At 58.7% G+C, this 25,888-nt stretch carries 27 protein-coding genes; 3 read left to right on the forward strand and 24 right to left on the reverse strand.

All coding sequences use genetic code 11. The annotated features are described in order from the left end of the window. The first annotated feature begins 100 nt into the window (after nt 1-100). The gene (locus tag ACA062_RS27695; protein ID WP_497453878.1) at nt 101-805 is read left to right on the forward strand and encodes a hypothetical protein; all 705 of its coding nucleotides are present in this window, start codon (nt 101-103) and stop codon (nt 803-805) included. A gap of 235 nt (nt 806-1,040) precedes the next feature. Further along, on the forward strand, nt 1,041-2,471 hold the full coding sequence (locus ACA062_RS27700; protein ID WP_497453879.1) for an aminotransferase-like domain-containing protein: 1,431 nt from the start codon (nt 1,041-1,043) through the stop codon (nt 2,469-2,471). A gap of 88 nt (nt 2,472-2,559) precedes the next feature. Here the strand turns inward: ACA062_RS27700 and ACA062_RS27705 are convergent, their stop codons facing one another. From ACA062_RS27705 to ACA062_RS27750, 10 genes are all read right to left on the reverse strand, one after another. Beyond that, on the reverse strand, nt 2,560-3,360 hold the full coding sequence (locus ACA062_RS27705) for an N-acyl homoserine lactonase family protein (RefSeq protein ID WP_497453880.1): 801 nt from the start codon (nt 3,358-3,360) through the stop codon (nt 2,560-2,562). Between the two features lie 14 nt (nt 3,361-3,374). Beyond that, nucleotides 3,375-4,334 carry a diiron oxygenase gene (locus ACA062_RS27710; protein ID WP_497453881.1) on the reverse strand — a complete coding sequence of 320 codons (960 nt, stop codon included), beginning with the start codon at nt 4,332-4,334 and terminating at the stop codon, nt 3,375-3,377. A 67-nt stretch (nt 4,335-4,401) separates the two neighbouring features. Beyond that, nucleotides 4,402-5,160 carry a TauD/TfdA family dioxygenase gene (locus ACA062_RS27715; RefSeq protein ID WP_497453882.1) on the reverse strand — a complete coding sequence of 253 codons (759 nt, stop codon included), beginning with the start codon at nt 5,158-5,160 and terminating at the stop codon, nt 4,402-4,404. 21 nt (nt 5,161-5,181) lie between these two features. Further along, a complete protein-coding gene (locus ACA062_RS27720) occupies nt 5,182-6,054 on the reverse strand; it encodes a branched-chain amino acid aminotransferase (RefSeq protein WP_497453883.1) in 873 nt (290 codons plus the stop codon). A 24-nt stretch (nt 6,055-6,078) separates the two neighbouring features. Continuing rightward, entirely contained in the window at nt 6,079-7,419 is a 1,341-nt protein-coding gene (locus ACA062_RS27725; protein WP_497453884.1) for a KamA family radical SAM protein, read from the reverse strand. A gap of 42 nt (nt 7,420-7,461) precedes the next feature. Then, entirely contained in the window at nt 7,462-8,109 is a 648-nt protein-coding gene (gene yfcF, locus ACA062_RS27730) for a glutathione transferase (protein ID WP_497453885.1), read from the reverse strand. A gap of 228 nt (nt 8,110-8,337) precedes the next feature. Beyond that, complete coding sequence (locus tag ACA062_RS27735) at nt 8,338-8,799, reverse strand: cupin domain-containing protein (protein ID WP_497453886.1); 462 nt, start codon at nt 8,797-8,799, stop codon at nt 8,338-8,340. 84 nt (nt 8,800-8,883) lie between these two features. Continuing rightward, nucleotides 8,884-9,378: a RidA family protein gene (locus ACA062_RS27740; protein WP_497453887.1), complete on the reverse strand. Its 495-nt coding sequence runs from the start codon at nt 9,376-9,378 to the stop codon at nt 8,884-8,886. A 49-nt stretch (nt 9,379-9,427) separates the two neighbouring features. Next, nucleotides 9,428-10,708 carry a biotin carboxylase gene (locus ACA062_RS27745; RefSeq protein WP_497453888.1) on the reverse strand — a complete coding sequence of 427 codons (1,281 nt, stop codon included), beginning with the start codon at nt 10,706-10,708 and terminating at the stop codon, nt 9,428-9,430. 43 nt (nt 10,709-10,751) lie between these two features. After that, the gene (locus ACA062_RS27750) at nt 10,752-11,852 is read right to left on the reverse strand and encodes an MFS transporter (protein WP_497453889.1); all 1,101 of its coding nucleotides are present in this window, start codon (nt 11,850-11,852) and stop codon (nt 10,752-10,754) included. Nucleotides 11,853-11,999: 147 nt separating this feature from the next. Here ACA062_RS27750 and ACA062_RS27755 point away from each other — a divergent pair, with 147 nt between their 5' ends. Then, nucleotides 12,000-13,418: an aminotransferase-like domain-containing protein gene (locus ACA062_RS27755; protein ID WP_497453890.1), complete on the forward strand. Its 1,419-nt coding sequence runs from the start codon at nt 12,000-12,002 to the stop codon at nt 13,416-13,418. Between the two features lie 179 nt (nt 13,419-13,597). On the opposite strand, the gene ACA062_RS27760 is transcribed toward ACA062_RS27755, so the two are convergent. The 14 genes from ACA062_RS27760 to ACA062_RS27825 form a co-directional block, all read right to left on the reverse strand. Further along, on the reverse strand, nt 13,598-13,789 hold the full coding sequence (locus tag ACA062_RS27760; RefSeq protein WP_497453891.1) for a hypothetical protein: 192 nt from the start codon (nt 13,787-13,789) through the stop codon (nt 13,598-13,600). 3 nt (nt 13,790-13,792) lie between these two features. Continuing rightward, nucleotides 13,793-14,245, reverse strand: coding sequence for a hypothetical protein (locus ACA062_RS27765; protein ID WP_497453892.1), 453 nt, complete (start codon nt 14,243-14,245; stop codon nt 13,793-13,795). Continuing rightward, nucleotides 14,229-14,867: a DUF6036 family nucleotidyltransferase gene (locus ACA062_RS27770; RefSeq protein WP_497453893.1), complete on the reverse strand. Its 639-nt coding sequence runs from the start codon at nt 14,865-14,867 to the stop codon at nt 14,229-14,231. The genes ACA062_RS27765 and ACA062_RS27770 overlap by 17 nt, the downstream gene beginning before the upstream one ends. Nucleotides 14,868-15,214: 347 nt before the next feature. Beyond that, nucleotides 15,215-16,102 carry a heme o synthase gene (cyoE, locus tag ACA062_RS27775; RefSeq protein ID WP_497440063.1) on the reverse strand — a complete coding sequence of 296 codons (888 nt, stop codon included), beginning with the start codon at nt 16,100-16,102 and terminating at the stop codon, nt 15,215-15,217. Between the two features lie 11 nt (nt 16,103-16,113). Further along, entirely contained in the window at nt 16,114-16,449 is a 336-nt protein-coding gene (gene cyoD / locus ACA062_RS27780) for a cytochrome o ubiquinol oxidase subunit IV (RefSeq protein ID WP_497453894.1), read from the reverse strand. Further along, nucleotides 16,450-17,076 (reverse strand): cytochrome o ubiquinol oxidase subunit III, encoded by a 627-nt coding sequence (locus tag ACA062_RS27785; protein ID WP_497453895.1) that lies wholly within the window; start codon nt 17,074-17,076, stop codon nt 16,450-16,452. Between the two features lie 3 nt (nt 17,077-17,079). Continuing rightward, entirely contained in the window at nt 17,080-19,110 is a 2,031-nt protein-coding gene (gene cyoB, locus ACA062_RS27790) for a cytochrome o ubiquinol oxidase subunit I (RefSeq protein WP_497453896.1), read from the reverse strand. 3 nt (nt 19,111-19,113) lie between these two features. Next, nucleotides 19,114-20,058, reverse strand: a complete 945-nt coding sequence (gene cyoA, locus ACA062_RS27795) for a ubiquinol oxidase subunit II (protein ID WP_497453897.1) — start codon at nt 20,056-20,058, stop codon at nt 19,114-19,116. A gap of 826 nt (nt 20,059-20,884) precedes the next feature. Then, nucleotides 20,885-21,394 carry a disulfide bond formation protein B gene (locus ACA062_RS27800; RefSeq protein WP_497453898.1) on the reverse strand — a complete coding sequence of 170 codons (510 nt, stop codon included), beginning with the start codon at nt 21,392-21,394 and terminating at the stop codon, nt 20,885-20,887. Between the two features lie 351 nt (nt 21,395-21,745). Next, the gene (locus ACA062_RS27805; RefSeq protein ID WP_497453899.1) at nt 21,746-22,522 is read right to left on the reverse strand and encodes an ABC transporter substrate-binding protein; all 777 of its coding nucleotides are present in this window, start codon (nt 22,520-22,522) and stop codon (nt 21,746-21,748) included. 309 nt (nt 22,523-22,831) lie between these two features. Beyond that, entirely contained in the window at nt 22,832-23,284 is a 453-nt protein-coding gene (moaE, locus tag ACA062_RS27810) for a molybdopterin synthase catalytic subunit MoaE (protein ID WP_497453900.1), read from the reverse strand. Between the two features lie 3 nt (nt 23,285-23,287). Then, complete coding sequence (moaD, locus tag ACA062_RS27815) at nt 23,288-23,530, reverse strand: molybdopterin converting factor subunit 1 (protein WP_497453901.1); 243 nt, start codon at nt 23,528-23,530, stop codon at nt 23,288-23,290. After that, complete coding sequence (moaC, locus tag ACA062_RS27820) at nt 23,527-24,000, reverse strand: cyclic pyranopterin monophosphate synthase MoaC (RefSeq protein WP_064679623.1); 474 nt, start codon at nt 23,998-24,000, stop codon at nt 23,527-23,529. Before moaC ends, moaD begins: the two co-directional genes overlap by 4 nt. A 232-nt stretch (nt 24,001-24,232) precedes the next feature. Further along, a complete protein-coding gene (locus ACA062_RS27825; RefSeq protein ID WP_128870169.1) occupies nt 24,233-25,627 on the reverse strand; it encodes a PhoH family protein in 1,395 nt (464 codons plus the stop codon). Between the last annotated feature and the right edge of the window lie 261 nt (nt 25,628-25,888).

Genomic DNA, 25,888 nt, shown 5'->3' on the forward strand with positions numbered 1-25,888 from the left:
ACAGCCGTGACAATCCGGCGCAGGTCCAATAGATTAGGCGGCCTGAAAAGCCCCGTGCTTTCTCGCCTCAACCCAAGTTAAAAGAAGTAGTGAAATTTCAATGTCCGATTCCAATACCGCTGAATCCGTAGTCACCTTGTCGTCCAAAGCGGAATACGAAAACTCCATCAATCTTTCACAGCATGTACCCCAGGCCAAGACCATCAGCGAGATGGTCCTGGACGCTTTTCAGTCCACCCGGGAAAGCGACCAGATCCGTGAGCTGCGTGCCGCGATTCGCCAGGCTCACGACCGCTTCGACGACGATACCGCCTACGAACTGATGGGCGAACTCAAGCAACTCAAGGACGCCGAAGCAGCCGACATCGCGGCCCTGGAAGACTTGAGCAGCAAATTCCCGATCAGCCGGATTCTCTCCAGCTTCAAGGACGATCCGGCCTTTCAGGAAATCGTCTACGGTCTGGCGCTGAAGGTGCTGAACCAGACCCACCAGGCCATCAGCAACCCGACCAGTGGCAAGAGCAAGGCTGCACGGGCCAAGAAGGACGGCGAAGTGTTCATCATCAGCAAAGACGGCATCAGCGTCACGCTGCCGCTGCGGACTCCGCGTTCGAGTCTGAACGTAGACCGTAAAGCCCTGGAGTTCCTCGGCCTGACCTTCGTCGGCGAAGGCGATGAAGCGGAGCTGGAAAGCGCGACGTTCCTGGACAATGCGGGGGCCGAGCAAGCGGTCAACCGTAAAAACATCATCACCGCGCTTCAGCAGCAAACCGCGTTCGAAGGCTACAGCATCGCCGCCCAGTAACACCCCCCTGCCAGCGGCGCTTCAGACGCCACTGAGCCAAGAGCCCCGCCCAGGAGCCCCGCCCTAGAGCGGGGCTTTTTATTGCCCGCGACTCCAGCAAAAGCACGATTACTCTCTCAGTATCGACAGCAGAAAGAACACTTCCCTTAACCCTTGAACACCACGGGTCCGCCTGCGGGGAGCGTCAACTCACTTTCCAGCCCAAGACTTCAGTGGTGCGATTGCTGAGGTCATCATGCACACGCTCCCCTTGTACCGTCAGTTAGCCAACCACTACCTCGATGCGATCCGCAGCGGCACCTTGAAAACGGGGGAGCGGTTCCCCTCCATTCGGCTGATGATGGAAAAACACGCCGTCAGCCTGTCGACTGCGGTCCAGGTATGCCGGGAACTCGAGGACTACGGCGTGCTGGAAGCCCGTCCGCGCTCCGGCAACTATATTCGCCAGCCTGACGACGTGCCCAAGCCACGCGCCATCACCCCTCCCCCACCCGTGGACACCGGTGTCTATGTCGGCATTCACGAACAGGTGTCGTGGGTACTCAAGGCCAGCCAGCGTGCGACGATCAAGGTCAATTTGGCCAGTGCCTACTGCGCGCCGGAACTCTATCCGCTAAAGACGTTGCAGGACCATATGCTCAAGGCGCTGCGCCAGGATCAGCATTTGCTCGGCGCGGCAGGGTCGACCTGCGGTCACAGCGCATTGCGTCATATCCTGGCCCGACGGGCGCTGACCGCCAAAGCGAACCTGAGCGCGGAGCGGATTGTCATCACCAATGGCGCGACCGAAGCGATCAACCTGGCTTTGCGCGCGGTGACCCAACCCGGCGACACCGTGGCGGTGGAGTCGCCGACCTTTTACGGCCTGTTGCAAATTCTCGAAAGCCTGAACCTGCGGGTACTGGAAGTCCCGGCGACGGCGCATGCGGGGATCAATCTGTTGGCCCTCGACCAACTGTTGCAAGGCCCCGAAAAAATTCAGGCGCTGATCGTCATTCCCAACCTGCAAAATCCCTTGGGCAGCATCATGCCGGATGCCAATAAGGCGCGGCTGGTGCAAGTGTGTGCAGAGCACAATACCGTGCTGATCGAAGACGACACCTATGGCGACCTGGTGGATACCGAGCAGCCGTTGTCCACCCTCAAACACTGGGACCGAACCGACAATGTGATCTATTGCGCGTCGCTGAACAAAACCCTGGCACCGGGCATGCGCCTGGGCTGGATCAGTGCGGGAAAATGGCACGACCGCGTGGAAATGCTCAAGCACACCCAGTCCCGCGGTTGCGAAGCGCTGTCGCAACTGGCGGTCAGTGCGTTCATGAAGACCCCGTCCTACGAACGTTACCTGCGCCGGTTAAGGAAAACCCTGACGCAACAACGCCAGCAGATGAGCGTGGCGATCACCCGCTACTTTCCTCCAGGTACCTGCGTCACCGGCCCTCAGGGCGGTACGCTGTTGTGGGTGGAACTGCCTTGCCACTATTCGTCCATGGTGCTTTTTCAAGAAGCGTTGAAGCTTGGCATCCAGATTTCACCTGGGGATATCTTTTCCAATACCAAGCGTTTTGACCACTTTGTGCGCATTGGTTGTGGTACGCCGTATTCACCGCGGATAGATGAGGCGCTGGCGACCCTCGGCCAACTCCTCAAAAACCAAGGCTGACACATACCTTGTAGGAGCTGGCTTGCCAGCGAAGGCACTCGAATAGACGATGCAAATTTCAAGGACGCCTTCGCCGGCAAGCCGGCTCCTACAGGGGATTTGCGTGCAGGCAGATAATGTGCGGATCGTCATTCCAGTGCGGGAAACGCTCGGCGATCAGCGGGTCGTGGCCGGGAATGACGTGGTCTTCGCTGTCGGCCAGACGGTCGATTTCCATGAAAGCCTCAAGGGTTTGCGCCAGATCATCCAGAATCGGAAAAGGGCTACGTTCACGGATGTTGGCCCACAAATGCGCAGCATCCGAAGCCAGGACAATCCACCCACGCTCGGTGTTCACCCGCACCACCTGGCTACCCGGCGTATGCCCCCCCACCGGGTGCAAGGTCACTCCGGGCAACACCTCGACCGTGCCGTTATGCAAGCGCATCCGCCCTTCAAACAACGGCGGCAGCGCCGACATCACATCGTCGACCTCGTAGGTTTTGTTCACCGTGCGATGGGCCATTTTCGGCCCGGTACAGAAGCGCAATTCCGCTTCCTGCAGATGCACGGTGGCCTTCGGAAACAGCCCGAGGTTACCGGCGTGGTCCCAGTGCAAATGGGTGAGGATCAGGTTGTCCACTTGCGCCGGATCAATGTCCAGCTGGCGCAGGGACTCTTCCGGCAGGCGGTACATCTGCCGGTTGCGCCGATCCGCCGTGGCCGGTTGAAAACAGGTGTCGACCACGATCACCTGCTGCGCGTTACGGATGACCCAGAAGTAGTAATCCAGCGGCATGGACGCATCGGGATCACCGCAGCATGCATCGTATAGAAAATTCTCCCGGGCGGTGCGCTGGGCATTGGCACCGACACGGATGGCGAACACTTCGTACACAGGAACGGACATATTCACCTCCTGATTCAAGCCGCTGCCGTGGCGTTGAGGGTCGGACGAAAGTCGAAATCGATCTCGTCACTGATGCCAAGATCCTGGGCCAGCCGATGCAGGCCGCTATAGTCACGCATGATCGTGGCGTTCTTGTTGCTCTCCCGGGTGTCGGCAATGATCAGCGCGGCGTCCTCGACCCCGAGCTGCGTCAGAATCGCCTCCCACATCGAGTAGTCCTGAGCGATAAAGGCACTCAGCGCCACCGACAAGGTGCGAGCGAAAAATGCCCGCTGGGGCGGTTGCATGTTGGCGTACATGACCTTCGCCACTTCGGCGAGAATCTTGCTGTGGGCATACTCGTCGCGATTATGCAGTTCGGCCACCCGACGGTTTTGCGGCTGAATGCTCTGATCGTCGGCCAGCAGATCCAGATAGGCGTTGACGCTGATCTCGGCCACCACCGCAAACGTGATCGCCGCCAGATCCCGCTGCCATTGCTCGGGCAGTTCTTTACGCAGGGCAAGCAGGCGCAGGTAGGTCACCGACGGCGGCAAGTCCAGATCCTGATCGAGTGCGCGTTCCTCCCTGGTGCGCTCAATGGCCCGCAGGTGCATGAGCGTGTGGTAGTGCTCGTCGATCAGGGTCTGCTGCATGGCCTCGCGAAAATGCCAGTCGTTCTTGCCCAGGTACTGATTGGCGATGACGCTCAGCGCCGGGTTCACCACATGTTCTTCGGCGGTCACCGTGCGCAAGTTGTAGCCGATCCAGCCCCAGGTCACCACGGTGCTCTTGAGTTCGTCGCTCAGGGCCTGGAATTTCGGGTGATGGAAAAACGGCACCATGGACTCCGGATAATCCGGGCGTGCCGGATCGAACGCTTCGCGGGGCTCGGCCTTGTCCTGTGCACACACCGTGGCTCTTTTGGTCCAGGACTGATTGAGCCGCACGACCAGTTGGTGATCGACCTTGGCGATCTCGATTGCTGTTTGCATGACGCGATACCTGTAGGACGCGTACCCGCCAAGGGGTACGCCGATGGAAGAGTGGGCGACGGATGAATCAGGCCAGCCAATAGCGGGTCAGGTGGCGCGCCGGGTCAGTGTATCGACTGCGGGCGTGGATCATTCGCCAGTTGTCCCAAATCAGCATGCACCCGTCGGGAATCAGCACCGGGGTGTTGTGCTGCACGAAATACGCTTCGCCCAGCACCGCAAACCTGGCCAGTGGCGAGTCGCTGCTGGCGACCTGGGAATGGAGTAGATCTTCCTTGGAAGGGTTCACATCGCCGTAGTGAAACTGGTTGTAGCTGAAGCGGAAAATATCCCCTTCCTCGGTCGGCGTCAGGATGTATTCCTTGACCCGGTGTTGCGCCGCTTCGCCGGGTTTGGCGGTGGCAACGAACTCCACCGCCGTGTCGTCGATCCATTCACGCAGCTGCGGATCGGTGCGCCCGAGAAACGCCAGGAATTCATAACCGTCCACCAGCCCCGTATGCCCGCCACCGCACGTGGCCTGTTGATGACAATGCAATGCCAGGTAGCGCGGCGGCGGTCCGTAGACCGGCGCTTCGGTGTGCGGGCCGATGCCGTTCATGCTCTGGGAATACGGCAAGTCTTCGTACCCCGGCTTGCGGGTGATGGCGAAAGCGGTCTGGCCATTGAACTGCGGAATGACCGGGCCGAACTCATGCAGCGTGCCGAGCACATCGTAGGCGAATTCGCCTGGCGTCAGCACCGTCCAGCCCCGCGCCGACAACTCCTCATGGCGGTGGCCCAGTGAAACGTAAGGTGCAGACGCAACAATCCCTTGATCTGACATGGTGAGGTTCCTGGCTGTTTATCAGGCGTTGACGGTTGAGGTGTAAGCGGCAATGAATTCGCGGCAGGCGCGGCCCGGTCGATAGCGCTGCTGATCGATGCTTTGCACCGGGGTGATTTGTGCAGCGGTACCGGTGAGAAAACATTCGTCGAAGTCGCCAAGCTCCGTAGGAACAATGGTGCGTTCGAGCACCTGGTAATCCAGGGTCTTGGCCAGTTCGATGACGGTCTGGCGGGTGATGCCGTTGAGGAAGCAGTCCGGCAGCGGTGTGTGCAATATCCGGTCTTTGACGAAGAACACATTGGCGCTGGTGGCCTCGGCGACGTGGCCCCGCCAGTCGAGCATCAGGGCATCGTGATAGCCGTTGTTTTCCGCGTCGTGCTTGCTCAGTGTGGCGATCTGGTAATGCCCGGACGCCTTGGCTTCGAAGGGGCTGCAACTCGGCGGCGGACGACGCCACTCGGCGGTCTTCAAACGAATGCCGGCCATGTGCCCTGCTGGGTCGAAATAGCTTGGCCACTGCCAGCAGGCAATCGCCACATGCACGCGATTGAAGCGCGCCGAGGTCGAAATCATTTCACTGCCGCGCCACGCCACCGGGCGCAGATAACCCTCGACCACACTGTTGCGTTTTAGCAGTTCATGGCTGGCCGCCTCCAGCTCGGCCAGTTCATAGGGAATGACAAAATCCATCAATTGCGCCGAGCGATACAGGCGCTCGGTGTGTTCACGCAGTTTGAAAATCTTGCCGTTGTAGACGCGCTCTCCTTCATACACGGTGCTGGCGTAATGCAGACCATGGGTCAGTACATGCAGCCGCGCCTGGGACCACTCGACGAACTCGCCATCGAGCCAGATAAACCCTTCTCGCTGATCAAACGGGATACCGCTCATATCCATATCTCCTGAAGAATCGTCCTACGCTGTCTCGAGCAGGACCGGTATCAATTCGGGCACTGCCACAGGCTCGGGCTGAAAGAAGAACAAGCGCTCGCCAAACGCCGGTCTCAATTCGTCGAACCAGGTCGCCTGCGGATCGAATCGCGCATAGAAGGTGCGCAACACCCATTGCGGATTGCGGGCCTGGAGGAACTGCAGCACAAAGACCTTTTCCCCGGCCACGGTCTCGATGCCGTTGATCAATACCTTGCCGTAGAAGGTGCTCATGGACGGCCCGCGCACCGTGCGTGCCAGCCCGGACACCGTGCGATAGGCCGCCTGGAAAATCTCGAACGCCCGCGCCAGTGGCATCGCGAAGTAATGGCTGGGTCCCGTATCACGCTCGACGAACATGTAATAAGGCACGGCCCCCAGCCGCACGCCTTCGGTCCAGAGCGCCGCCCAATCTGCAGGGTTCTCATTGATGTGCCGGATCACAGGCGCCTGCATGCGCAGGGTGGCCCCGGTGGAGCGAATGCGTTCGATGGCCTGGCGGGCGATGTCCTGGCGGATTTCCACCGGGTGGTTGTAATGCCCCATGATCGACAGGTTTTTCCCCGCCGCGACGATCCGTTTGAACAGCTCGAGCAGCTCGGGCGCATCTTTGTCGCTGACAAAGCGTTGCGGCCAATAAGCCACGGACTTGGTGCCGATGCGGATACTTTTCAGATTGGGCAATGCCAGCAACGGCTCGATGTAACCGGCCAGCGAGCGGGTATTCATGATCATCGGATCGCCGCCGGTGATCAGCACATCGGTGACCTCGGGGTGCACCCGCAAGTAACTCACCAGCTCCTGGGATTCACGCGCATTGAACTTGAGCTCTTCCTCGCCGATGAACTGCGCCCAGCGGAAACAGAAGGTGCAGTAAGCGTGGCACGTCTGACCGGCACCGGGGAAAAACAGCACGGTCTCGCGGTACTTGTGCTGAATGCCCGGCAGGACTTTGCCGTCGAGGGTCACGCCATTGTGCGTCAGCTGCCCGGCCGGATGAGGGTTCATGCGCTGCCAGATCGCTTCGATCCTGCGCTTGATGGCGCCGGCATCATCCCGTTCGATCAGTTGCTTGAGCGAGGCATACTCGTCCGCCAGCAACATGTCTTTGTGAGGAAAGGTCATGCGAAAAATCGGATCGTCGGGAATGTTGTTCCAGTCGATCAGCGTGCCCAAGACGTATTCATTGGTGCGAAACGGCATGACCCTGGCGACCACGGTCATGGCCTCCTGCAATGCTGGCGTCAGTTTCTGCCAGTACGGCGTCTCGCGGATGGTGCGTGAGTTATAGGGTTTGTATCTTTCCTGCTCCGACAGTCCCTGCATGGCAGCGCTCCTGATGATTGCCTGGCGGTGGCCCTGGATATTTCAGAGTGCGATGGCCGGCGCTGCGCGCTCCATGTCCATCCACGCCCGAACACTGTCGCGATCCCACTGGCGGCGCACATACGCCGCGAGTCGCGCAGGCACCTGATCGCCATTGGCAAGCAGGCGGTTGAGCATGATTGCCAGGTCGGTGTCGGCGATGCTCCAGTCGCCGAACAGATGATCAGCGCCCTCTTCCAGCAACCGGTCAGCCACGAAGAACAATCTGCCGACAGCGGCCAGGGCCTCGTCGGACAGCGGGTTATCTTTTTTGCCGAAGTAGATGAGGTCCGCCGGGCGCTCCTTGCGAATCACCAGCAGATCGCTGCGCAGCCAGGCCTGGAGTTGACGAGCGCGGGCGCGCTGCTTGATGTCTCGCGGGAAGAGTGTTTGATGCCCCGGTGCCACTTCCTCCAGGTATTCGGCAATGGCCGAAGATTCCGACAGGGCAAAACCTTCGTGAACCAGGGTGGGAATCTTGCAGGTCAGCGACACATCACGATAACTCGCTTGATAGTTATCACGCGCCTTTAAATCAAGTGTGACAAGTTCAAATGAAAGTTGTTTTTCTTTTAGCGCCACACATGCCGACATTGCAAAAGCACTGACAAAATCTGCGCCAACATACAATTTAAACCTGGTACTTTCCATAGAACGCTCCCTTGCATTAACCGCATTAATCCGTTGCCTTGGAAGCGATCCTAGTTAGTTGATCGGGCGCTGAACAGATACAGAAATTATCTGTTTGCATCGATACAGACAGTGGAAAAACGCAGCTCGCCAGGAGGGTTAGGGAGGTGGGTCGCAGAAACGAAAAAGGGAGTCAGCGAACGCGGACTCCCTGGTGTACAGCGGGGAAAAATAACGGCGGGCGAGTGATCAGGCCATGGCTGAACCGCAGAGCAGCTCCATTTGCGGCATGTTGCTCATGTTCAGCATGGCCAGCGGTTCGGTGGCGCTGGTGTTGACGAAACCGTGCCGGGTCCAGGCCGGCACCAGCAACACGTCGCCGGGGCTGACGCTGACTTCATCGGCATCTCCCAAGGTCAACGCGCCGCTGCCGGACTGGATGATGAACAGGTGCCACCAGGCATGTACGTGGCCGTTCAGCGCCGTGCCGGGTTTCAACCATTGCATGGACACCGCCATGCCTGGCGTCAACTTGCAACCTTCGATAGTTTTTTCATGGGCCAGCGCGACAATATCGACCTCGCTGGTCTCGAGACGCTGGCGAACGTCTGCAAGTTCACCCGCCGTCCATACCCGAGCACTGAGCGGCCGCGGGTGCAAACTCTGGCGAAAGTCCTTATATGAAAAAAACGCACCTTGAACGTTATTCATCCGTGAGTTCCAACTTATTGGGTCGACTTGAATGGCCGAACCTTAGGCCAACCATTCAGCGCTGTAAAGCCGCATGCCCCATATTTATAACACCGAGGGTCTCAGCGCCGCGATCATGTCCACTTCTACCGCGGCATTTTTTGGCAATTGATAAACACCCACGGTCGTTCGAGTATGTTTACCGGCATCCCCCAGGACATGGCTGAATACATCCGACGCACCGTTGGCCACTTCGCTCAGGTCTACAAAATCCGCGGTGGATTTCACATAGACCGTTATCCGTATCAGCGACTTGATTTTATCCAGCGAACCGATGGCGTCGACGATCAGCGCCAGTCCGCGCATCGCGCTGATACTGGCGGCCGATTGAGCGTCCGTCAGGCTGAGTTCCAGCCCGACTCTGCCGGGATACTGCATTTCTCCGTTCATGCGCGGCACCAGGCCACTGACATACAGCTCGTCATGATGCCGAACCAGCGGCGCATAATGCCCACCGGCGGTATTCTCGCCATAGATGTCGTAGCCGAGTTCTTTTGCCAGGGCGATGAAACGTTCATCACAGCTCATGTGCTCAATCATTGACCCAACCCTCATAACCAATAATGCGAAAAACATTGATGTCGACGGCTTAGCCCACCGCTCTCGACGGTGCAGCCAGACAAGTGATCTCGACGCGCGACTCGATCGCCTCTGCCAGACGCAACAGGTTGGCGCTGAGCTGCCCGTAGTCCTCGCTGAACAACACGATGTGGCCGATAAACGAGGTGTTGTCTTTCACCAGTGCCGTGACCGAGTCACTGAGGCGCATGGTGTACACCGCTTCCACCAGCTCGATGTCGAGTTCCCGGGCCAGGGCCTCGATGTCCGGCACGTAGCGCAACAGGCCGCCGGCCGGTGCTCGCAGCAGACGAATACCGCAATAGCCCCGGGCGACGGGCTCGTGATGGTCGATCTTGCCCTCTACCGCCCATCTGACCCAGCGCTCCCAGGGATCGAAGTCGACGAACGCCAGGCGCGCCAGGTCCCAGATATGCATGCCGCCGGGGCGCATATTGGTTTCCACCGCCGAGGTCAGGCCGTCGCTGCGCAGGAAAACTTCGTTGTGATAGGCACCGTTATCCAGCGAAACCAGGCCGGACATGTGCTGGCCGGCTGACGCCAGGCGCGCCTGCACCTCAGTCGTCAACGGGGCCGGCACCACTTGCTGGATTTCCGCGCGATAGGCGCCTTCGGTGGTGGTTTTCTCAGTGATCCAGGTGCTGCCGGCCACGTAGTCCCAGCTGTATTCCCGAGCGTTCTGGATCAACTCTTCGAGGACGATGCCGCCTTCGCGATACGGCTTGAGTGCCTGCCACGCCTCGTCGCATTCAGACGGATGACGGATGACCCGGCAGCCTCTGCTCGCGCCTTCGCAGGCGGGTTTGATAAAGGCTCTGCCGCCCAGCTCGACCACCCGCTGGCGCAGCTCGCCGAGGCTCTCGATTCGGGCGGAAAACAGCGCACGGTAATGCTCCGGCGCAGTGCTCGCCGCCGCTTCCAGCTTGCGAAAAATCTGTTTGTCCAGCCCCGCCCGTGCCTCGCCCGGAGTGATGCCAGGCAAGCCGTAGTGGGTCGCCAGCGCCGCGCCGAGCAGCACGCCACGGTCGGAAAAGGGCAACACCCCGATCAGTTTCCAGCGGTCGGCACCCAGGCAACCCGCCACCAGTTCCAGGGAGTCCGCCACATCTTCCGGCGCCAGGGACGTGCAGCACACGTGATCCGCCACCTGATCGTCATCGGGCTGAATCTGCTCGACCAGCAAAATCAACCGGGCGTTATAGAGTTTTTTGCAGAGGTCGCGCAGCTTCTGGATATCGTGAACCCGATTGCCGTTGTACCCGACCACTACCACGCAAGACGTCGTATTCATGAAGCACCCGACCTGTGAAGAAACGTACGCAAACGTCGATGACTCAGTCGTGCAGCGACGCGTTGGATTTGCGGTTGAGCCAGTACCAGGCCAGAATCCCGCCCGCGCCGATGGCGGCCAGCACCAGGGCGTTGTACGGCGCTGGCACGACCCGCATGATCAGCACCGTCAGCCCGGCGCCGACGCCCAGGGACACTTCCTTGACGAACATGTTGTTCTGCTTGACCGAGAAGTAATCGAGGTAGCTGAACGCACATTCGGCGATGGACAGCAGCGCCACCCAGATCAGCGCGCCGACCAGGGTTTCGACATGGAAGGCGGCCGGAGACGAGAGCACCGCAAAGCCGCCGATGATGATCCCGATCACCGCGATCACCTTGAAGCGCCCGGTGCGCTCGATCAGCTTCATCACCGGCACCTGGGCGAACACCACCACTGCGCTGTTGAGGATCAGCATCAGGCCATACCAGGCCGGCAATTCACCGGTCTCGAGCAGGATCGCCTGGGGCAGGATCGAGAACACGCCGAACAGCTTGATCCCCATGATGATGCCGGCAATCACCCATGGCAGTTTGTTGCGCCAGCCACTGCCATCGTGGGTAGCTGGCTGGGCAATGACCGGTTGGGTGGTGAAGGTGGCGCCCATGGCGATCGGCAGGCACAGCAGGACGAAACTCGCAGCGCCAAGGAAAAACATCGTCGGGGTCAGCAGCGGCGAAAGCAGGATCAGCCCCGCCACCAGGCTGCCCATGTTCATGGCGACCCGGTTGTAGGCTGCACCTTCCTTGGTCTGGGCCGCTTCGCTCTTGATCAGGTACCCGGCGATGGCGATGCCATAGGCAAACAGCGCCGCGGCGAACATCACCATGCCCTGGTTGCTGGTAACCGCCAGCAACACCAGCCCGAGGGCGGCGCACAACAGGGTGACGCTCAGGGAGCGCCGGCCGAGCACCAGCAATGTCAGAGGCAAGAGCAACAACAAGGCCCGGTAACCGAGGGCGAGAATGCTGTTGGTGGCGGTGTCGAGCCACACGTTGGCCTTGCCCAGCACGGCAAACAGCGACACGGCGGTGATGATCCTGATCGTGAACAGGCGGATGTTGATCACCGGTTTGGCGACGGCGACCGTTGTTTGAACACTCATGCAACACCTCTGAGCCAAGCGATTGCGGGACCGCAGGCGCCGACAACCAGGAAAGTCTGTAAGGTGATGGTAGAGAGGAAGGCTTGTTCTGATCAGAGCAAGTTCGTATAGAATCAAACGAACTTTACTGTCGGAGAGACCAGTAAAATGCAGGTTCAACGCGCAGTCATCGCCGCCATCGAATTCCAGCCCGGCGCGCCGCTGGTGCAGCAGATCGTCGATCAGTTGACCGTTGCGATCAGCCAGGGCGGGCTGCCCCACGGCTCCAGGCTGCCGCCGATTCGCGAACTCTCCGATTTGATGAACGTCGGCAAGTCCACGGTGGTCGATGCCCTGGACCGCCTGCGGGCCAAGGGACTGGTGGTGTCACGCCAGGGTTCGGGACATTTCGTGCACCGTTCCAGCCTCCCGATCCAGACCGATGCCGGCCCGGACCTGCAACCTCAAGACACCCTCAGCGTGGTCCGCCGCGCGGTGTTGCTGGACAATGGCGCGCTGCGCCCTGGCGCCGGTTTCCTGCCGTCCTCGTGGCTGCCGGCTGACGAGCTGCTTAAAGCCGTGCGCGGCACCCTGCGCGCAACTTCCCTGCGCATGGGCGAATACGGCGTTGCCGGCGGTTACCTGCCGCTGCGCGAGGCGTTGCGGGTGAAGCTGTCGACCCACGGCATCGAAGTGCCGGTGGACCAGATCATCACCACGGCCAACACCGTGCAGGCCATCGACATGCTGATGCGCCTGCTGGTCAAACCCGGCGACACCGTGCTGCTCGACGACCCCTGTTACTTCACCATGCACACCAACCTGGCCTTGCATGGTGCCAAGGTCATCACCATCCCCCGGGATTGTGACGGCATGGACCTGGAGGCCTTCGAGCAGTTGCTGATCGCCCATCGTCCCGTTCTCTACATGGCCAACAGCACCCTGCACAACCCGACCGGACACTCGTTCTCCCCCGCGCAGGTTTATCGCTTGCTGGAGTTGAGCCACCGTTATGGTTTCCACATCCTCGAAGACGACTTGTATTGCGACATGCAGCAGCGCATGACGCCACGCCTGGCCGCGGGCGGGCTGGACAACGTCAGTTACGTGTCCGGTTTCTCCAAGACCCTGACGGCCAACAGCCGGGTCAGCTATGCGGTGCTTTCGCCGCAGCTGGCCGCACGGATGATCACCCTGAAAATGACCTGCGGTGGCATGACGTCGGAACTGGCGGAACAGATTATCTGCACGATGCTCAGCGATGGCAGTTATGCCAAACACACCCGGCGCACGGTGGACCGGCTTTACGAGTCGAGCAGTCGGGTGACGCGCTGGCTGCTGGAAGCCGGTTGCTCGGTGTCATCGCTGCCCCATGAAGGGTTGTTCATCTGGACGCGATTGCCCGAAGGGCATCATGCCGAAACCCTGGCGAGGAAAGGCCTGGACATCGACCTGGTGCTGGCGCCGGGCACCCTGCTCAGCAAAGCGCCGGATGCCAGTCACTTTCTGCGTTTCAACGTTGCTCACAGCGATAACGTCCAGGTGCGGGAGCGGTTCTTCCGGTTGCTGGACACACAAAATAAATAACTGCCCGATATCAGTCCTGTGGGAGCGAGACCGGCTTGCCGGCGAAGGCGGCGTATCAGGCAACATCAATGCTGGCTGTAACGGCCTCTTCGCGAGCAAGCTCGCTCCCACAAGGATTGCGGTGATCGCACTGTCGACCGACAGGATCAGACCAAAGCCCTCTAATCGCTCAACGATAACTAGAGCTTTTCTCCACCAGCCAGCCCCAAAAGGCAGTCTAAATCCTGGTCTTCGACTCGATATTGCGAACTGGCTTCGAGAACTGGCGTGTTCTCCACACTACTGCTTCGCAATTTGATCGTTCCTTGGCGCTGAGCAGTCATCTCATCAACACCCTGCATCAACGCTGCAAACAAGTCGCGCTTTGTCATGAGCTACCTCGTGGTTGCGCGCTGCTCAGCCTCGTAATGCCGAGTCTGGAAAGGCATGAGGGTTTGAACCCTCAGACCAAGGCCTTCGCTTAACCCCCAGGACACGGCGAGCTCATCACAGCGTCCGCGAAGCGGTGCGACGGCTTGTGGCGTCATCCCTTGCCTGAAAGTCGAATGCGCAAAAAGCTCGAGCACATTGAGTGTTTCCGATACGCGCAGATCAGAAACGCAGGCAAAGCGAGTAAATCGTTCGAGCAGATAACCTGCGCGTCTAACCTCCACTTCATCGGAGTGGCAGCTCAGAAATGCTGTTACTTCGCTTGCAAGGTTCGAGTTCGAGTACCAAACAGCTTTGGCGGCGCTCACAAGCGCAGCTTCATCTGCCTGATTTAAAGGGTTTTTGACCAGTGTGTCCAAGGCGGTTGAGAGGACGTGGCCGCTAAGGGGCTTCGTCATCTGAGCTCTCCAGATAGTCATGCAAAATATGGGTGAGAACCGAGGTTGGCGGCTCTTTATTGCCAACATATACATCAATCGCCTGCAATGCCAGTCGATGGAACTCGGTGCTCAGTATGAAGCCGCTCCTGAGAAGCGCCATGATATCGTCGATGTCCTGATCGGTAGCTCTACCCAGTTTAGAGATCGCAATGTCGATCGGTGCGGCAACGTGAACATGCAAAGGAGATTCGAGCGGGAATTCTGTAAGGGGAAGGCTCCGCTCCCAGTAATCCTCATGAATTGGACCAAAGCTCGTGTTGTATTGAAGGTCATAGTTTAGCTCCATCAATCGACCGGATCGCTCATCGACAAATTGCTCAGGTATTTCCGCGAGCATGGTTTGTAGGTGAAGAGCTTGCGGGACATTCGCCTCATACACCTCGGCATCAACGTCTGTGGAAACACGATGATTTGTATAAAGGTGAACCGCACAGCCACCAAACACGATAATTTTGACCGCCCCTGGTTCTGCGCTCTCAAGCATCAACTCCGCTTCCACGGATTTGAACATCGAAATCAATGCCTGCCCCAACGCCTTGCTGGTATTAACGCTGGGGGTGATTGCCTCCGGCACGTCCATTATCGAACCTCTAATACTTTTGGGCGTAACGCGGTGTCAAATAATTTCCGCCGCTGAGTTGCTAACGTCCCGAGGTTAGAGAGGTGATTTCTGACCGACAACCTGAAAGCTTCGTGGGAAATTTCTGCTGTTTACCTGACCAATTATTGTTGTCTGTCAGACCGCCATCGCGAGCAAGCTTGCTCCTACAGAGGTTCAGCGTCGTACTCGGAATGCGGCGGCTGAACCCGATCTGCTGTAGGAGCAAGCTTGCTCGCGAAGGCGGCAACACGGTCCACCAGAAAATCCCCAATAAAAAACCCCGCACTTCTCTCGAAGGCGGGGTTTTTCGTTACGGCATCCAGACCTTAAGGCGCGTAAGTCAGCAACAACTCACTCGGCACCTGGAAATCCAGCGACATCATCACGCTCAACGCGGTAATGGTGAAGATCGAGAACACGAACAGCTTGCGTGCCCAGACCGTGTCATCCACTGCCTTGTAGCCGGTCCAGGCCATGTACAGCCAGTACATGCCCATGGCTGCGGCGACGGCGAGGTAGCTCATGCCGGCGTAGCCGCTGAAGGTCAGCATCAAGGTCGCCACGAGGAAGGCCAGGATGTAGAGCAGGATGTGCTTCTTGGCCACTTCAATCCCGCGCTTCACTGGCAGCACCGGGATCGATGCGGCCAGGTAATCGTTGAAGCGGAAGATCGCAATGGCGTAGGAATGCGGCATCTGCCACAGGCTGAACATCACCAGCAGCGTCAGTGCGGCCATGTCAAAGCTGTTGGTCACAGCGACGTAGCCAATCACCGGCGGCATCGCCCCCGACAGACTGCCCACCAGCGTGCCGTGAACCGACTTGCGCTTGAGGTACAGGCTGTAGAAGCCGACGTAGATGACGAAGCCGATCACCGCGAACAAGGCGGCCAACGGGTTGGCCACCTTGTACAACAGGGCAACGCCGAAAACACCCAGGACGGTCGCAAAGGCCAGGGCCAGTTTCAGGGAGATCAAGCCCTGGACCAGCACCCGGTTCTTGGTGCGTTCCATCTTCAGGTCGATGTCGCGGTCGATGCAGTTGTTGAACACGCAACCGGAAGCCACTACCAGGGACGTGCCGATCATCGCAGCCAGGAAGATGGCCAGATCGACATGCCCTTTGGAGGCCAGGAAAAATCCGCCTGCCACTGAAAGCACGTTACCGAAAATGATCCCCGGTTTGGTGATTTGGATAAAGTGCTTCAAGGACATCCGGACTTACCTCAGTGCGCCATCATGTTGGTGTGGATGCTGAACATGATCCACAGCGACAGGCCTACCAGCAGGACGATTACCAATGCTGCGAAAACAAACGCGATCACGTTGTTACGCTGGGCGGCGGAGCGGTCCAGGTGGAGGAAGTACACCAGGTGCACCAGCACCTGGATGACTGCGAAGGCCAGTACGATCCACAGGGTCATGGCTTTTGGCAGCGACGGGTACATCACCAGGCCGAAAGGAATGACGGTCAGGATCACCGACAGGATGAAACCGATGGCGTAGGACTTGACGCTGCCATGGTTCGCATCGTGGGCATCGTGAGAATGAGCGTTAGCCATTTACATAGTCCCCATCAGATAAACAACGGTGAATACGCAGATCCACACCACGTCCAGGAAGTGCCAGAACAGGCTCAGGCAGCTCAGACGGGTCTTGTTGGTCGCCGTCAGGCCGTTTTTCTGCACCTGATACATCATGATCGCCATCCAGATCAGACCGCTGGTCACGTGCAGACCGTGGGTGCCGACCAGGGTGAAGAACCCGGACAGGAAGCCGGAACGGCTAGGGCCGTAGCCTTCGGAAATCAGTACGTGGAACTCGTTGATCTCCATGCCGATGAAGCCGGCACCGAACAGGAAGGTCATGCCCAGCCAGCCCAGCACCTGGCTCTTCTTGCCCTTGAACAACGCCAGCATGGCGAAGCCGTAGGTGATCGAACTGAACAACAGCAGAGCGGTTTCGCCCAGCACGTAAGGCAGTTCAAAAATGTCGGCGCCCGACGGGCCGCCCGCTACGTTGTTAACCAGTACCGCGTACACCGCGAAGATCGACGCAAACAGAATGCAGTCGGTCATCAGGTAGAGCCAGAAACCGAATACGGTCATCTCGCCCGAGTCGTGGTGATGGTCATCGTGCCCATGTCCATCGACATGGGTGTGTCCAGCATTGGTCACTAAGTTCGACATGGTTTAAGCCTGTTCCAACGAGGTTTCAACACGGGTGGCGGTGGCTGGGACTTTCCCGGCCGCTACCAGACGTTTGTGCTGCTCGGCTTCGATGCGCTCGATCACGTCGACCGGCACCATATAGCCCTGGTCGTCACGTGCAGCGTGGATCACGAAGTAGATCACGGTGCCGGCGAGGCCGAAGATGGCCAGCCACCAGATGTGCCAGATCATCGCGAAACCGAACACGGTCAACAGTGCGCCCATGACCACACCGGTCGCGGTGTTGTTGGGCATGTGGATCGGCTCGTACTTGGCCGGAGCCTTGTATGCGGTGCCGTCTTCCTTGGCTTCGGTGAACGGGTCGATGACGTCGGCTTTTGGCAGCACGGCAAAGTTGTAGAACGGTGGTGGCGACGAGGTCGACCATTCCAGGGTATGGGCATTCCACGGGTCACCGTGTTCGCACATGTTTTCCGGCTTGTTACGGTCACGCACACTGACGTACAGCTGGATCAGCTGGCAGGCGATGCCGACAGCGATCATCACCGCACCGAACATGGCGACGTACAGGTACGGCACCCACTCAGGGTTGGTGGTGGCGTTCAGGCGACGGGTCATGCCCATGAAGCCCAGGACATAGAGCGGCATGAACGCGACGAAGAAGCCGGTGATCCAGAACCAGAATGCCGCCTTGCCCCAACCTTCGTGCAGCTTGAAGCCGAACGCTTTCGGGAAGTAGAACGCGAAGCCTGCGATGTAGCCGAATACCGCGCCGCCGATGATCACGTTGTGGAAGTGCGCGATCACGAACAGGCTGTTGTGCAGGACGAAGTCAGCACCCGGGATGGCCAGCAGTACGCCGGTCATGCCGCCGATGGCGAAGGTCACCATGAAGCCCAGGGTCCAGAGCACCTGGCTGGTGAAACGCAGACGGCCCTGGTAAATGGTGAACAGCCAGTTGAATAGCTTCACCCCCGTCGGGATCGAAATCAGCATCGTCGCCAGACCGAAGAAGGCGTTGACGCTGGCACCCGAACCCATGGTGAAGAAGTGGTGCAGCCAGACCATGAAGCCCAGGATCGAGATTGCGCCCGAGGCGTAGACCATCGAGTGGTGGCCGAACAGTTTCTTACCGGTGAAGGTCGAGATGACTTCCGAGAAAATCCCGAACGCCGGCAGGATCAGGATGTACACCTCAGGGTGACCCCAAGCCCAGAACAGGTTGACGTACATCATTGGATTGCCACCAAGTTCATTGGTGAAAATGTGGAAATCCATGTAACGGTCAAGTGTCAGCAGTGCCAGGGTAGCGGTCAGGATCGGGAACGAAGCCACGATCAGGACGTTGGCCCAGGTGCAGGTCCAGGTGAAGATCGGCATGTCCATCAGTTTCATGCCAGGGGTACGCATTTTCAGCACGGTGGCCAGGAAGTTGACCCCCGTCAGCGTCGTACCCAACCCGGATAGCTGGAGCGCCCAGATGTAGTAATCCATCCCCACGCCCGGACTGTATTGCAGGCCCGACAGCGGCGGATAGGCAACCCAGCCGGTCTTGGCGAATTCGCCGACGCCCAGGGACAGGTTGATCAGCACTACGCCCGATACCAGCAGCCAGAAGCTCAGGGAGTTCAGGAACGGGTACGCAACGTCACGCGCGCCGATCTGCAGCGGCACTGCCAGGTTCATCAGGCCGGTGAAGAATGGCATCGCCATGAAGATGATCATGATCACACCGTGAGCGGTGAAGATCTGGTCATAGTGTTCAGGTGGCAGGTAGCCAGGCGAACCCTCGGTGGCCATGGCCAACTGGGTCCGCATCATGATGGCGTCGGCAAAACCGCGCAGCAGCATGACCATGGCAACGATGATGTACATCACGCCGATTTTCTTGTGGTCGACCGACGTCAGCCACTCGGTCCACAGGTAGGTCCACTTCTTGAAGTAGGTGAGTGCAGCGAACAGCGCCAGACCACCGAGTGCGATCATGGCGATGGTTATCATCACGATCGGTTCGTGGAACGGGACCGCTTCCCAACTTAATTTACCAAACATCGTTTACTCCTCTGCCCCGGCAGCTGAATGCGAACTCATGTCCATCCCTTCCATATGGGCCACTTCTTTCTCTTTCTTCTCGTGGTGCATCGGCTTGCCCGGATTCATGCCTTCGTACTTGTCGACGATGATCTGGAACAGGTTCGGCGTGACCGAGGAGTAGAGCTCGACTGGGTTGTTCTGGCTTGGTTTGGAAAGGGCTTCGTATTCAGCTTTTTCCAGCTGTTTAGGTGCCTTTTTGACTTCGCTTACCCAGGCGTCGAAATTTTCCTGAGAAGTTGAGATCGCTTTGAATTTCATGCCGGTGAAACCTGCGCCGCTGTAGTTGGCAGAGATGCCTTCCATTTCAGCGTCACGGTTGGCAATCAGGTGCAACTTGGTCTGCATACCGGCCATCGCGTAGATCTGGCCGCCCAGGCCAGGGATGAAGAACGAGTTCATCACCGAGTCCGACGTCACCTTGAAGTTGACCGGGGTATTCGTCGGGAACACGATCTTGTTGACGGTGGCGATGCCTTGCTCCGGATAGATGAACACCCACTTCCAGTCCAGCGCGACCACTTCGATGGTGATCGGCTTGACGTCGGATTCCAGCGGCTTGTAAGGGTCCAGAGCGTGGGTCGACACGTAGGTGACGTAACCCAGAGCAATGATGATCAGCACTGGAACAGCCCACACCGCGATTTCGATCTTGGTGGAGTGCGACCACTTCGGCGTGTACACGGCGTCAGTGTTGGTCGCGCGGTATTTCCAGGCGAACAGGAAGGTCATGACGATGACCGGGACCACGACCAACAGCATCAGCAACGTTGCGGTGATGATCAGGTTGCGCTGCTCCAGGCCAACCTGGCCCGTTGGATTGAGCAAGGTCATGTTGCAGCCTGACAGCAGCAACGTGCCGATCAGCGGCAATAAGCCTAGTAGTCTGGGGTACCTGTTTTTACTCATCTCACGACCTCTAAAGCAGCTTGCGCAATGCAGTTGGGTTTTGATCGCCAACACTTCACCCTGCCAAGGGTTGGCATTTTTCTTGGATTGAATAAGGGCTGCCCGTCGCGCGTCAGACGCTGTTCGACAAATCCTGGGACAGCGGTGAGTTCTTATTCGAATTCGTGGTCAAAGGCCTTGTTACAGACCAATTCCATTTGGTGCGGATAGTGGAAGGCACCGACACCTGGGAGTCGCATGAAGCCATCCAGCCTCTCGACGCCCTATTCCTGCTCGTGCACCTGTGTAAGGGTGAGCAGTGCCGGGAATTCAGTGCGGGCGATTGTAGTGACGTAGCGATTCATAAACCATGTCTCATCCCGAAATAATTTTTATCCATTTCAGCAACAATCATTCACGAATTTCGCAAAAGTCCGGCATGTTATCGAAATTAATTCTCAACAAAAACACCAAAAATAGTAGGTCTACCGCGCTCAGTTCAGACAGCATCGAAGGCTCTACGTCCTCCTTCGACCCGGCCCTAACCCCTATGCGACAAGGGCTCCGGCAATTCGCCAAGCCCTGTTAAAACTGCCTGTTCGGGCGTTTCAAGGTCGCAGCCGCCTGCTGTTGAAAAACTGGCTTTTTGTTGCGTAGACTGGCGCGAATTCACGGTCTCGAAATGCCCTGCGACACTTGCGCTGTGACAACATGTCGCACACATGCCGCCCCCCGACTTGTCGCGCATCAAGGTCTTTTTACCTGCCCTCTGCCATGCAAAACGCCCCGGCGCTCTCAACGAGGACCGGGGCGTTTTTTGCTTTTACGCAGAATGCGCAGTACGGGCTTAGCGCAACCCTCTGCGGTTACGCGACGTGAGCAGCGGCACAAGAATGACCACCAGTACAAAGGCGACCAGCGCCCATTGAGCCAGGGACAGGCCGAGAATCGGCGGGTACGGCGTCGAGCAGAAGCCATCGACCTGGAAGCCCAGCGGGAAGAGCTTCGCCAGCGGCAAACCGTCGACAATCGGTTGCAGCACATCGATGCCACAGCTGACGGTCGGATAGAACTGGGTGTAGACGTGATGCCCGGCCACCCCGACGCCTGCCAGGGCGCAGATCACCACCAGGGTTTCGAACACCGTGATGCTGCGGCGGGTGCTCATGGCCGCGCCGATGAAGGCGAAGATCGCAATCAGCAGCAAGGCGTAGCGTTGCAGGATGCACAGCGGGCACGGCGCCTCGCCCAGGACGATTTGCATGTACAGCGCGCCGCCGATCAGCGCCAGGCAGATGGCGCCCAGTAACACCAGATAGCGCCGTTCCCGGCTCAACCGCATTGTTTCCTCGCTCATTGCGTTTCCCTTCTGAATATCGATTGCCCAAAGTCTACACGCTGGCCCCGACCTTTGAGAGCCTGGCGCGCACGGGTGGGTATCGGGGAATAGACGACAGGCCGGTTAAGAAGGGATTAAATTTCGGCGATTGGGTTGGATTTTGACCAGGCCGATGGCGTCTGCGTCGGAACGCCGCACCCCTGTAGGAGCTGGCTTGCCAGCGAAAGCGGTCTATCAGTCACCACTTCTATTGACTGTGCCGCCGTCTTCGCCAGCAAGCCGGCTCCTACACGGAATCCGCGTCGTTCACCCACTTCGCGTTCACTGAAGATCCCCTGTAGGAGCTGGCTTGCCAGCGAAGGCATTCGATCAGTCGCCGTAGATATCAGACTTGAAGTACTTCTCGGAAATCTTCTGGTATTCGCCACTGGCGCGAATCCCGTCGATGGCCGTGTTCAGCTGGGTGACCAGCTCGGTGTTGCCCTTGCGCACCGCAATCCCGGCGCCCTCACCCACGTATTTCGGATCCTTGAGCTCCGGCCCGACAAACGCATAGCCCTGGCCACGGGGCATCGTCAGGAAGTCATTCAGCGGAATGGTGTCGGCAAAAATCGCGTCGAGGCGACCGGCCGCCAGGTCCATGTAGATCTCTTCGTTGTTGCTGTAACGCTTGACGTTGACGCCTTTGGGTTCAAACACCTCGGTGGCGTAACGATCGGTGGTGGTTGCACGTTGCACGCCGATTGTCTTGCCTTTAAGGCTGGCGTACTGGTCATCCACCACCGCGCCTTCCTTCATCACCAGCCGCGATGAGGTGAAGTAGTACTTGTGGGTGAAATCCACTGACTTCTTGCGGTCTTCGTTGATGGTCATGGACGACAGCGCCATGTCGATTTTCTTCACCTTCAGGGAGGGAATCAGACCGTCGAACTCACCTTCGACCCACTGGCACTTGACCTGCATCTGCGCGCACAGGGCATTGCCGATGTCGTAGTCGAAACCGACGATCTTGCCGTCCGAGCTTTTCGAGGCGAAGGGTGGGTAGGCCGCCTCGATACCGATGCGCAGGGTTTTCTCGGCGGCGAACAACGTGCTGCACGCCAACAGGCTCAGGGCCAGACCGGTGATGAGGGGGAATTTCTTCATGTTCGTTCTCTCGCGGGTTGTTGTTGGTTTGGCAAGACAGAAGAAAGAGCTGAAACGGGGGAGAAGCCTTTTTTGTACTTATAAATCCATACTGGACTTTTATGTATAAGTCGTCAATTGGGGAAAATGAAGAGGTGCCGGCCGGCGGTCGGGAGGTGGGTCAGATGGGTATCCGGGGTTGCGGATGGCCTCTTCGCGGGCAAGCCCGCTCCCACAGGTTTTTACGTTGTTCACATAGTGTGTGCACGACACAAAAACCTGTGGGAGCGTGGCTTGCCCGCGATGGCGTACTTGCGGACACAGCAGAACTTACTGCTTCCAGCGATCCGCCGCCGCATGATCACTGTCGCGCCCTTCCACCCAGCGCGCCCCGTCACGGGTGTGTTCTTTCTTCCAGAACGGCGCCCGGGTTTTCAGGTAGTCCATGACAAAAGCGCAGGCGTCGAATGCCGCCTGGCGGTGGGCGCTGGCGGCGCCGACGAAGACGATCGGCTCGCCCGGTTCCAGGGCACCGATACGATGCAGCACTTCCAGCTTGAGCAACGGCCAGCGCTGCTGCGCCTCAACCGCGATCTTGCCGAGGGCTTTTTCGGTCATGCCCGGGTAGTGTTCCAGAAACATCCCGGCCACCTCCAGCCCATCGTTGAAGTCGCGCACGTAGCCGACAAAACTCACCACCGCACCGACGCCGACATTGGCGGCGTGCATGGCGTTGACTTCAGCACCCGGATCGAACGCCGTGGACTGCACGCGAATCGCCATGGCTCAGCCCCCGGTCACGGTCGGAAAAAAGGCGACTTCATCGCCATCGCTCACCGGCTCGTGGAGCTGGCACAGGTCTTCGTTGCGCGCGCACATCAGGTTCTGCTCGCTCAGTACCTCGGCGCCGTCACGCTGGGCCAGCAGTGCGCGCACGTCGTCAACGGTGGCGAAGTCGCCTTCAACCCTCACCGAGTCGACGCCCAGTGCTTCTCTATAACGAGCGAAAAACTTCACGGTGACGTTCATGGCTGATCCGCCTGGAAATGGCCGCTCTTGCCGCCGAGCTTCTCCAGCAAACGCACGCTTTCGATGGTCATGCCGCGATCCACGGCCTTGCACATGTCATAGATCGTCAGCGCCGCCACGCTCGCGGCGGTCAGGGCTTCCATTTCGACGCCGGTCTGCCCGGACAACTTGCAGCGCGCGACGATGCGCACGGTATCGTCGCCTTCGGCACTGAGTTCGACCTTGACGCCGGTGAGCAGCAACGGATGACACAGGGGGATCAGATCGCTGGTTTTCTTCGCCGCCTGAATGCCGGCGATGCGCGCCACGGCAAACACATCACCCTTGGGATGACCGCCGCTGACGATCATTTGCAGGGTGTCGGGCAGCATGCGCACCAGCGCCTGGGCCGTCGCTTCGCGGAAGGTCACGGCTTTTTCGGTGACGTCGACCATGTTGGCGCGACCTTGGGAATCGAGATGAGTCAGCACAGGGTTACTCCTGATCAAGAGCCTCGATTGTAAACCTGTGGGTCAGATTTCCGCACCTTGGATTATCGGGTCACTGCAACCTTGTGGGAGCGTGGCTTGCCCGCGATGCAGGCGATGCGGTTCAACAGGTAAACCGAGGTGATGCCATCGCGGGCAAGCCCGCTCCCACAGGGTTATTCGCCGGGCAAAAAAAATGGGCGGCCTGTGAGGCCGCCCGGTTCTGGTGAGGTGGTTACAAATGCGACTCTGCGTATTCAGCCAGAATCGACCGTGGCACCCCTTGCAGGGTGATGTGCACACCATTGGGGAAGTCTTTGAAGCGTTCGGTCAGGTAGGTCAGCCCGGAGCTGGTCGCGGACAGGTAAGGGGTGTCGATCTGCGCCAGGTTGCCCAGGCACACCACTTTGGAACCGGCACCGGCACGGGTGATGATGGTTTTCATCTGGTGCGGCGTGAGGTTCTGGCATTCATCGATCAGGATCAGGCTCTGCTGGAAGCTGCGACCCCGAATGTAGTTGAGGGATTTGAACTGCAGCGGCACCTTGCTGAGGATGTAGTCGACGCTGCCATGGGTGTTTTCGTCATCCATGTGCAACGCTTCGAGGTTATCGGTGATGGCGCCCAGCCAGGGCTCCATTTTTTCCGCTTCGGTGCCGGGCAGGAAACCGATCTCCTGGTCCAGGCCCTGCACGCTGCGAGTCGCGATGATCCGCCGGTAGCGCTTGCTGACCATGGTCTGCTCGATTGCCGCCGCCAGGGCCAGGATGGTTTTACCCGAGCCGGCGGCCCCGGTCAGGTTGACCAGGTGGATATCCGGATCGAGCAAGGCGTACAGCGCCAGGCTTTGATAGATGTCACGCGGTTTCAGGCCCCAGGCTTCCTGGTGCAACAGGGGTTCCTGGTGCAGGTCGAGAATCAGCAGCCGGTCTTCCTCGATCTCCTTGATCCAGCCGACAAAGCCCTGTTCGTCGATGATGAACTCATTGATGTGCACCGCCGGCAGGTTGTCGATCAACTGCACCTGGTGCCAGGTGCGACCGTGGTCCTGACGGGTTTCGACATTCTTCACGCGGTCCCAGAACGAGCCGTCCATGTTGTGATAACCATTAGGCAGCAGCGAGACGTCGTCAACCAGTTGGTCGGTGCTGTAGTCCTCGGCCGCGATCCCGCACGCCCGGGCCTTGAGGCGCATGTTGATGTCTTTGGTGACCAGCACCACGGGCAGCTTGGGCTCGCGCGCGTGCAGGTCGATCAACTGGTTGATGATGATGTTGTCGTTCAGGTGCTCAGGCAGAATGATGTTCGGTTCGGCGCGCTTGCTCATCAGGATCGACAGCAAACCCTTGGGTCCGCTTTTGCCCCGCTGGATCGGCACACCGAGCTCGACGTCTTCAGGGCTGGCGTCGCCCAGGGTCTTGTCGATCAGGCGAATGGCCTGGCGGCATTCCGCGGCCACGCTGTGATGCCCGCTCTTGAGCTTGTCCAGCTCTTCAAGCACGGTCATGGGGATGGCAACGTGGTGTTCTTCGAAATTAAGCAGGGCGTTTGGATCGTGGATCAATACGTTGGTATCGAGTACATAAAGGATTGGCTGGTTGGAGGAAAAACTACGTCCGTGATCATCCATACTCGGTCACCTTTGTGGGAGCCAGTCGACGCAATACCGTGACAGTGCTGCGCCTCGAAGTGGCCACCGAATTCACCTGCGAGGGTTCAAGTGAACTGCGAACAAGCTGGGTCTTGGAAGACGCCACCTGTGTTGCAGGTTTCGGCGGTCTGTCTTCGTAATACTCCAAAACCTGTGACAGTAAAAAGTACTTTGACGCTTTTTTGAAGTTTATTTTTCAGAGTGACGAATAGCCCTTGGCGTGCAGGCAATGTGCCGTTA

Source organism: Pseudomonas sp. LBUM1679 (assembly GCF_059695565.1).

What these genes read in the sequence shown, in the direction of transcription:
- ACA062_RS27695 (WP_497453878.1), top strand. Translation starts at nt 101, where the DNA reads ATGTCCGATTCCAATACCGCTGAATCCGTAGTCACCTTGTCGTCCAAA.
- ACA062_RS27700 (WP_497453879.1), top strand. Translation starts at nt 1,041, where the DNA reads ATGCACACGCTCCCCTTGTACCGTCAGTTAGCCAACCACTACCTCGAT.
- ACA062_RS27705 (WP_497453880.1), bottom strand. Translation starts at nt 3,360, where the DNA reads ATGTCCGTTCCTGTGTACGAAGTGTTCGCCATCCGTGTCGGTGCCAAT.
- ACA062_RS27710 (WP_497453881.1), bottom strand. Translation starts at nt 4,334, where the DNA reads ATGCAAACAGCAATCGAGATCGCCAAGGTCGATCACCAACTGGTCGTG.
- ACA062_RS27715 (WP_497453882.1), bottom strand. Translation starts at nt 5,160, where the DNA reads ATGTCAGATCAAGGGATTGTTGCGTCTGCACCTTACGTTTCACTGGGC.
- ACA062_RS27720 (WP_497453883.1), bottom strand. Translation starts at nt 6,054, where the DNA reads ATGAGCGGTATCCCGTTTGATCAGCGAGAAGGGTTTATCTGGCTCGAT.
- ACA062_RS27725 (WP_497453884.1), bottom strand. Translation starts at nt 7,419, where the DNA reads ATGCAGGGACTGTCGGAGCAGGAAAGATACAAACCCTATAACTCACGC.
- yfcF (WP_497453885.1), bottom strand. Translation starts at nt 8,109, where the DNA reads ATGGAAAGTACCAGGTTTAAATTGTATGTTGGCGCAGATTTTGTCAGT.
- ACA062_RS27735 (WP_497453886.1), bottom strand. Translation starts at nt 8,799, where the DNA reads ATGAATAACGTTCAAGGTGCGTTTTTTTCATATAAGGACTTTCGCCAG.
- ACA062_RS27740 (WP_497453887.1), bottom strand. Translation starts at nt 9,378, where the DNA reads ATGATTGAGCACATGAGCTGTGATGAACGTTTCATCGCCCTGGCAAAA.
- ACA062_RS27745 (WP_497453888.1), bottom strand. Translation starts at nt 10,708, where the DNA reads ATGAATACGACGTCTTGCGTGGTAGTGGTCGGGTACAACGGCAATCGG.
- ACA062_RS27750 (WP_497453889.1), bottom strand. Translation starts at nt 11,852, where the DNA reads ATGAGTGTTCAAACAACGGTCGCCGTCGCCAAACCGGTGATCAACATC.
- ACA062_RS27755 (WP_497453890.1), top strand. Translation starts at nt 12,000, where the DNA reads ATGCAGGTTCAACGCGCAGTCATCGCCGCCATCGAATTCCAGCCCGGC.
- ACA062_RS27760 (WP_497453891.1), bottom strand. Translation starts at nt 13,789, where the DNA reads ATGACAAAGCGCGACTTGTTTGCAGCGTTGATGCAGGGTGTTGATGAG.
- ACA062_RS27765 (WP_497453892.1), bottom strand. Translation starts at nt 14,245, where the DNA reads ATGACGAAGCCCCTTAGCGGCCACGTCCTCTCAACCGCCTTGGACACA.
- ACA062_RS27770 (WP_497453893.1), bottom strand. Translation starts at nt 14,867, where the DNA reads ATGGACGTGCCGGAGGCAATCACCCCCAGCGTTAATACCAGCAAGGCG.
- cyoE (WP_497440063.1), bottom strand. Translation starts at nt 16,102, where the DNA reads ATGTCCTTGAAGCACTTTATCCAAATCACCAAACCGGGGATCATTTTC.
- cyoD (WP_497453894.1), bottom strand. Translation starts at nt 16,449, where the DNA reads ATGGCTAACGCTCATTCTCACGATGCCCACGATGCGAACCATGGCAGC.
- ACA062_RS27785 (WP_497453895.1), bottom strand. Translation starts at nt 17,076, where the DNA reads ATGTCGAACTTAGTGACCAATGCTGGACACACCCATGTCGATGGACAT.
- cyoB (WP_497453896.1), bottom strand. Translation starts at nt 19,110, where the DNA reads ATGTTTGGTAAATTAAGTTGGGAAGCGGTCCCGTTCCACGAACCGATC.
- cyoA (WP_497453897.1), bottom strand. Translation starts at nt 20,058, where the DNA reads ATGAGTAAAAACAGGTACCCCAGACTACTAGGCTTATTGCCGCTGATC.
- ACA062_RS27800 (WP_497453898.1), bottom strand. Translation starts at nt 21,394, where the DNA reads ATGAGCGAGGAAACAATGCGGTTGAGCCGGGAACGGCGCTATCTGGTG.
- ACA062_RS27805 (WP_497453899.1), bottom strand. Translation starts at nt 22,522, where the DNA reads ATGAAGAAATTCCCCCTCATCACCGGTCTGGCCCTGAGCCTGTTGGCG.
- moaE (WP_497453900.1), bottom strand. Translation starts at nt 23,284, where the DNA reads ATGGCGATTCGCGTGCAGTCCACGGCGTTCGATCCGGGTGCTGAAGTC.
- moaD (WP_497453901.1), bottom strand. Translation starts at nt 23,530, where the DNA reads ATGAACGTCACCGTGAAGTTTTTCGCTCGTTATAGAGAAGCACTGGGC.
- ACA062_RS27825 (WP_128870169.1), bottom strand. Translation starts at nt 25,627, where the DNA reads ATGGATGATCACGGACGTAGTTTTTCCTCCAACCAGCCAATCCTTTAT.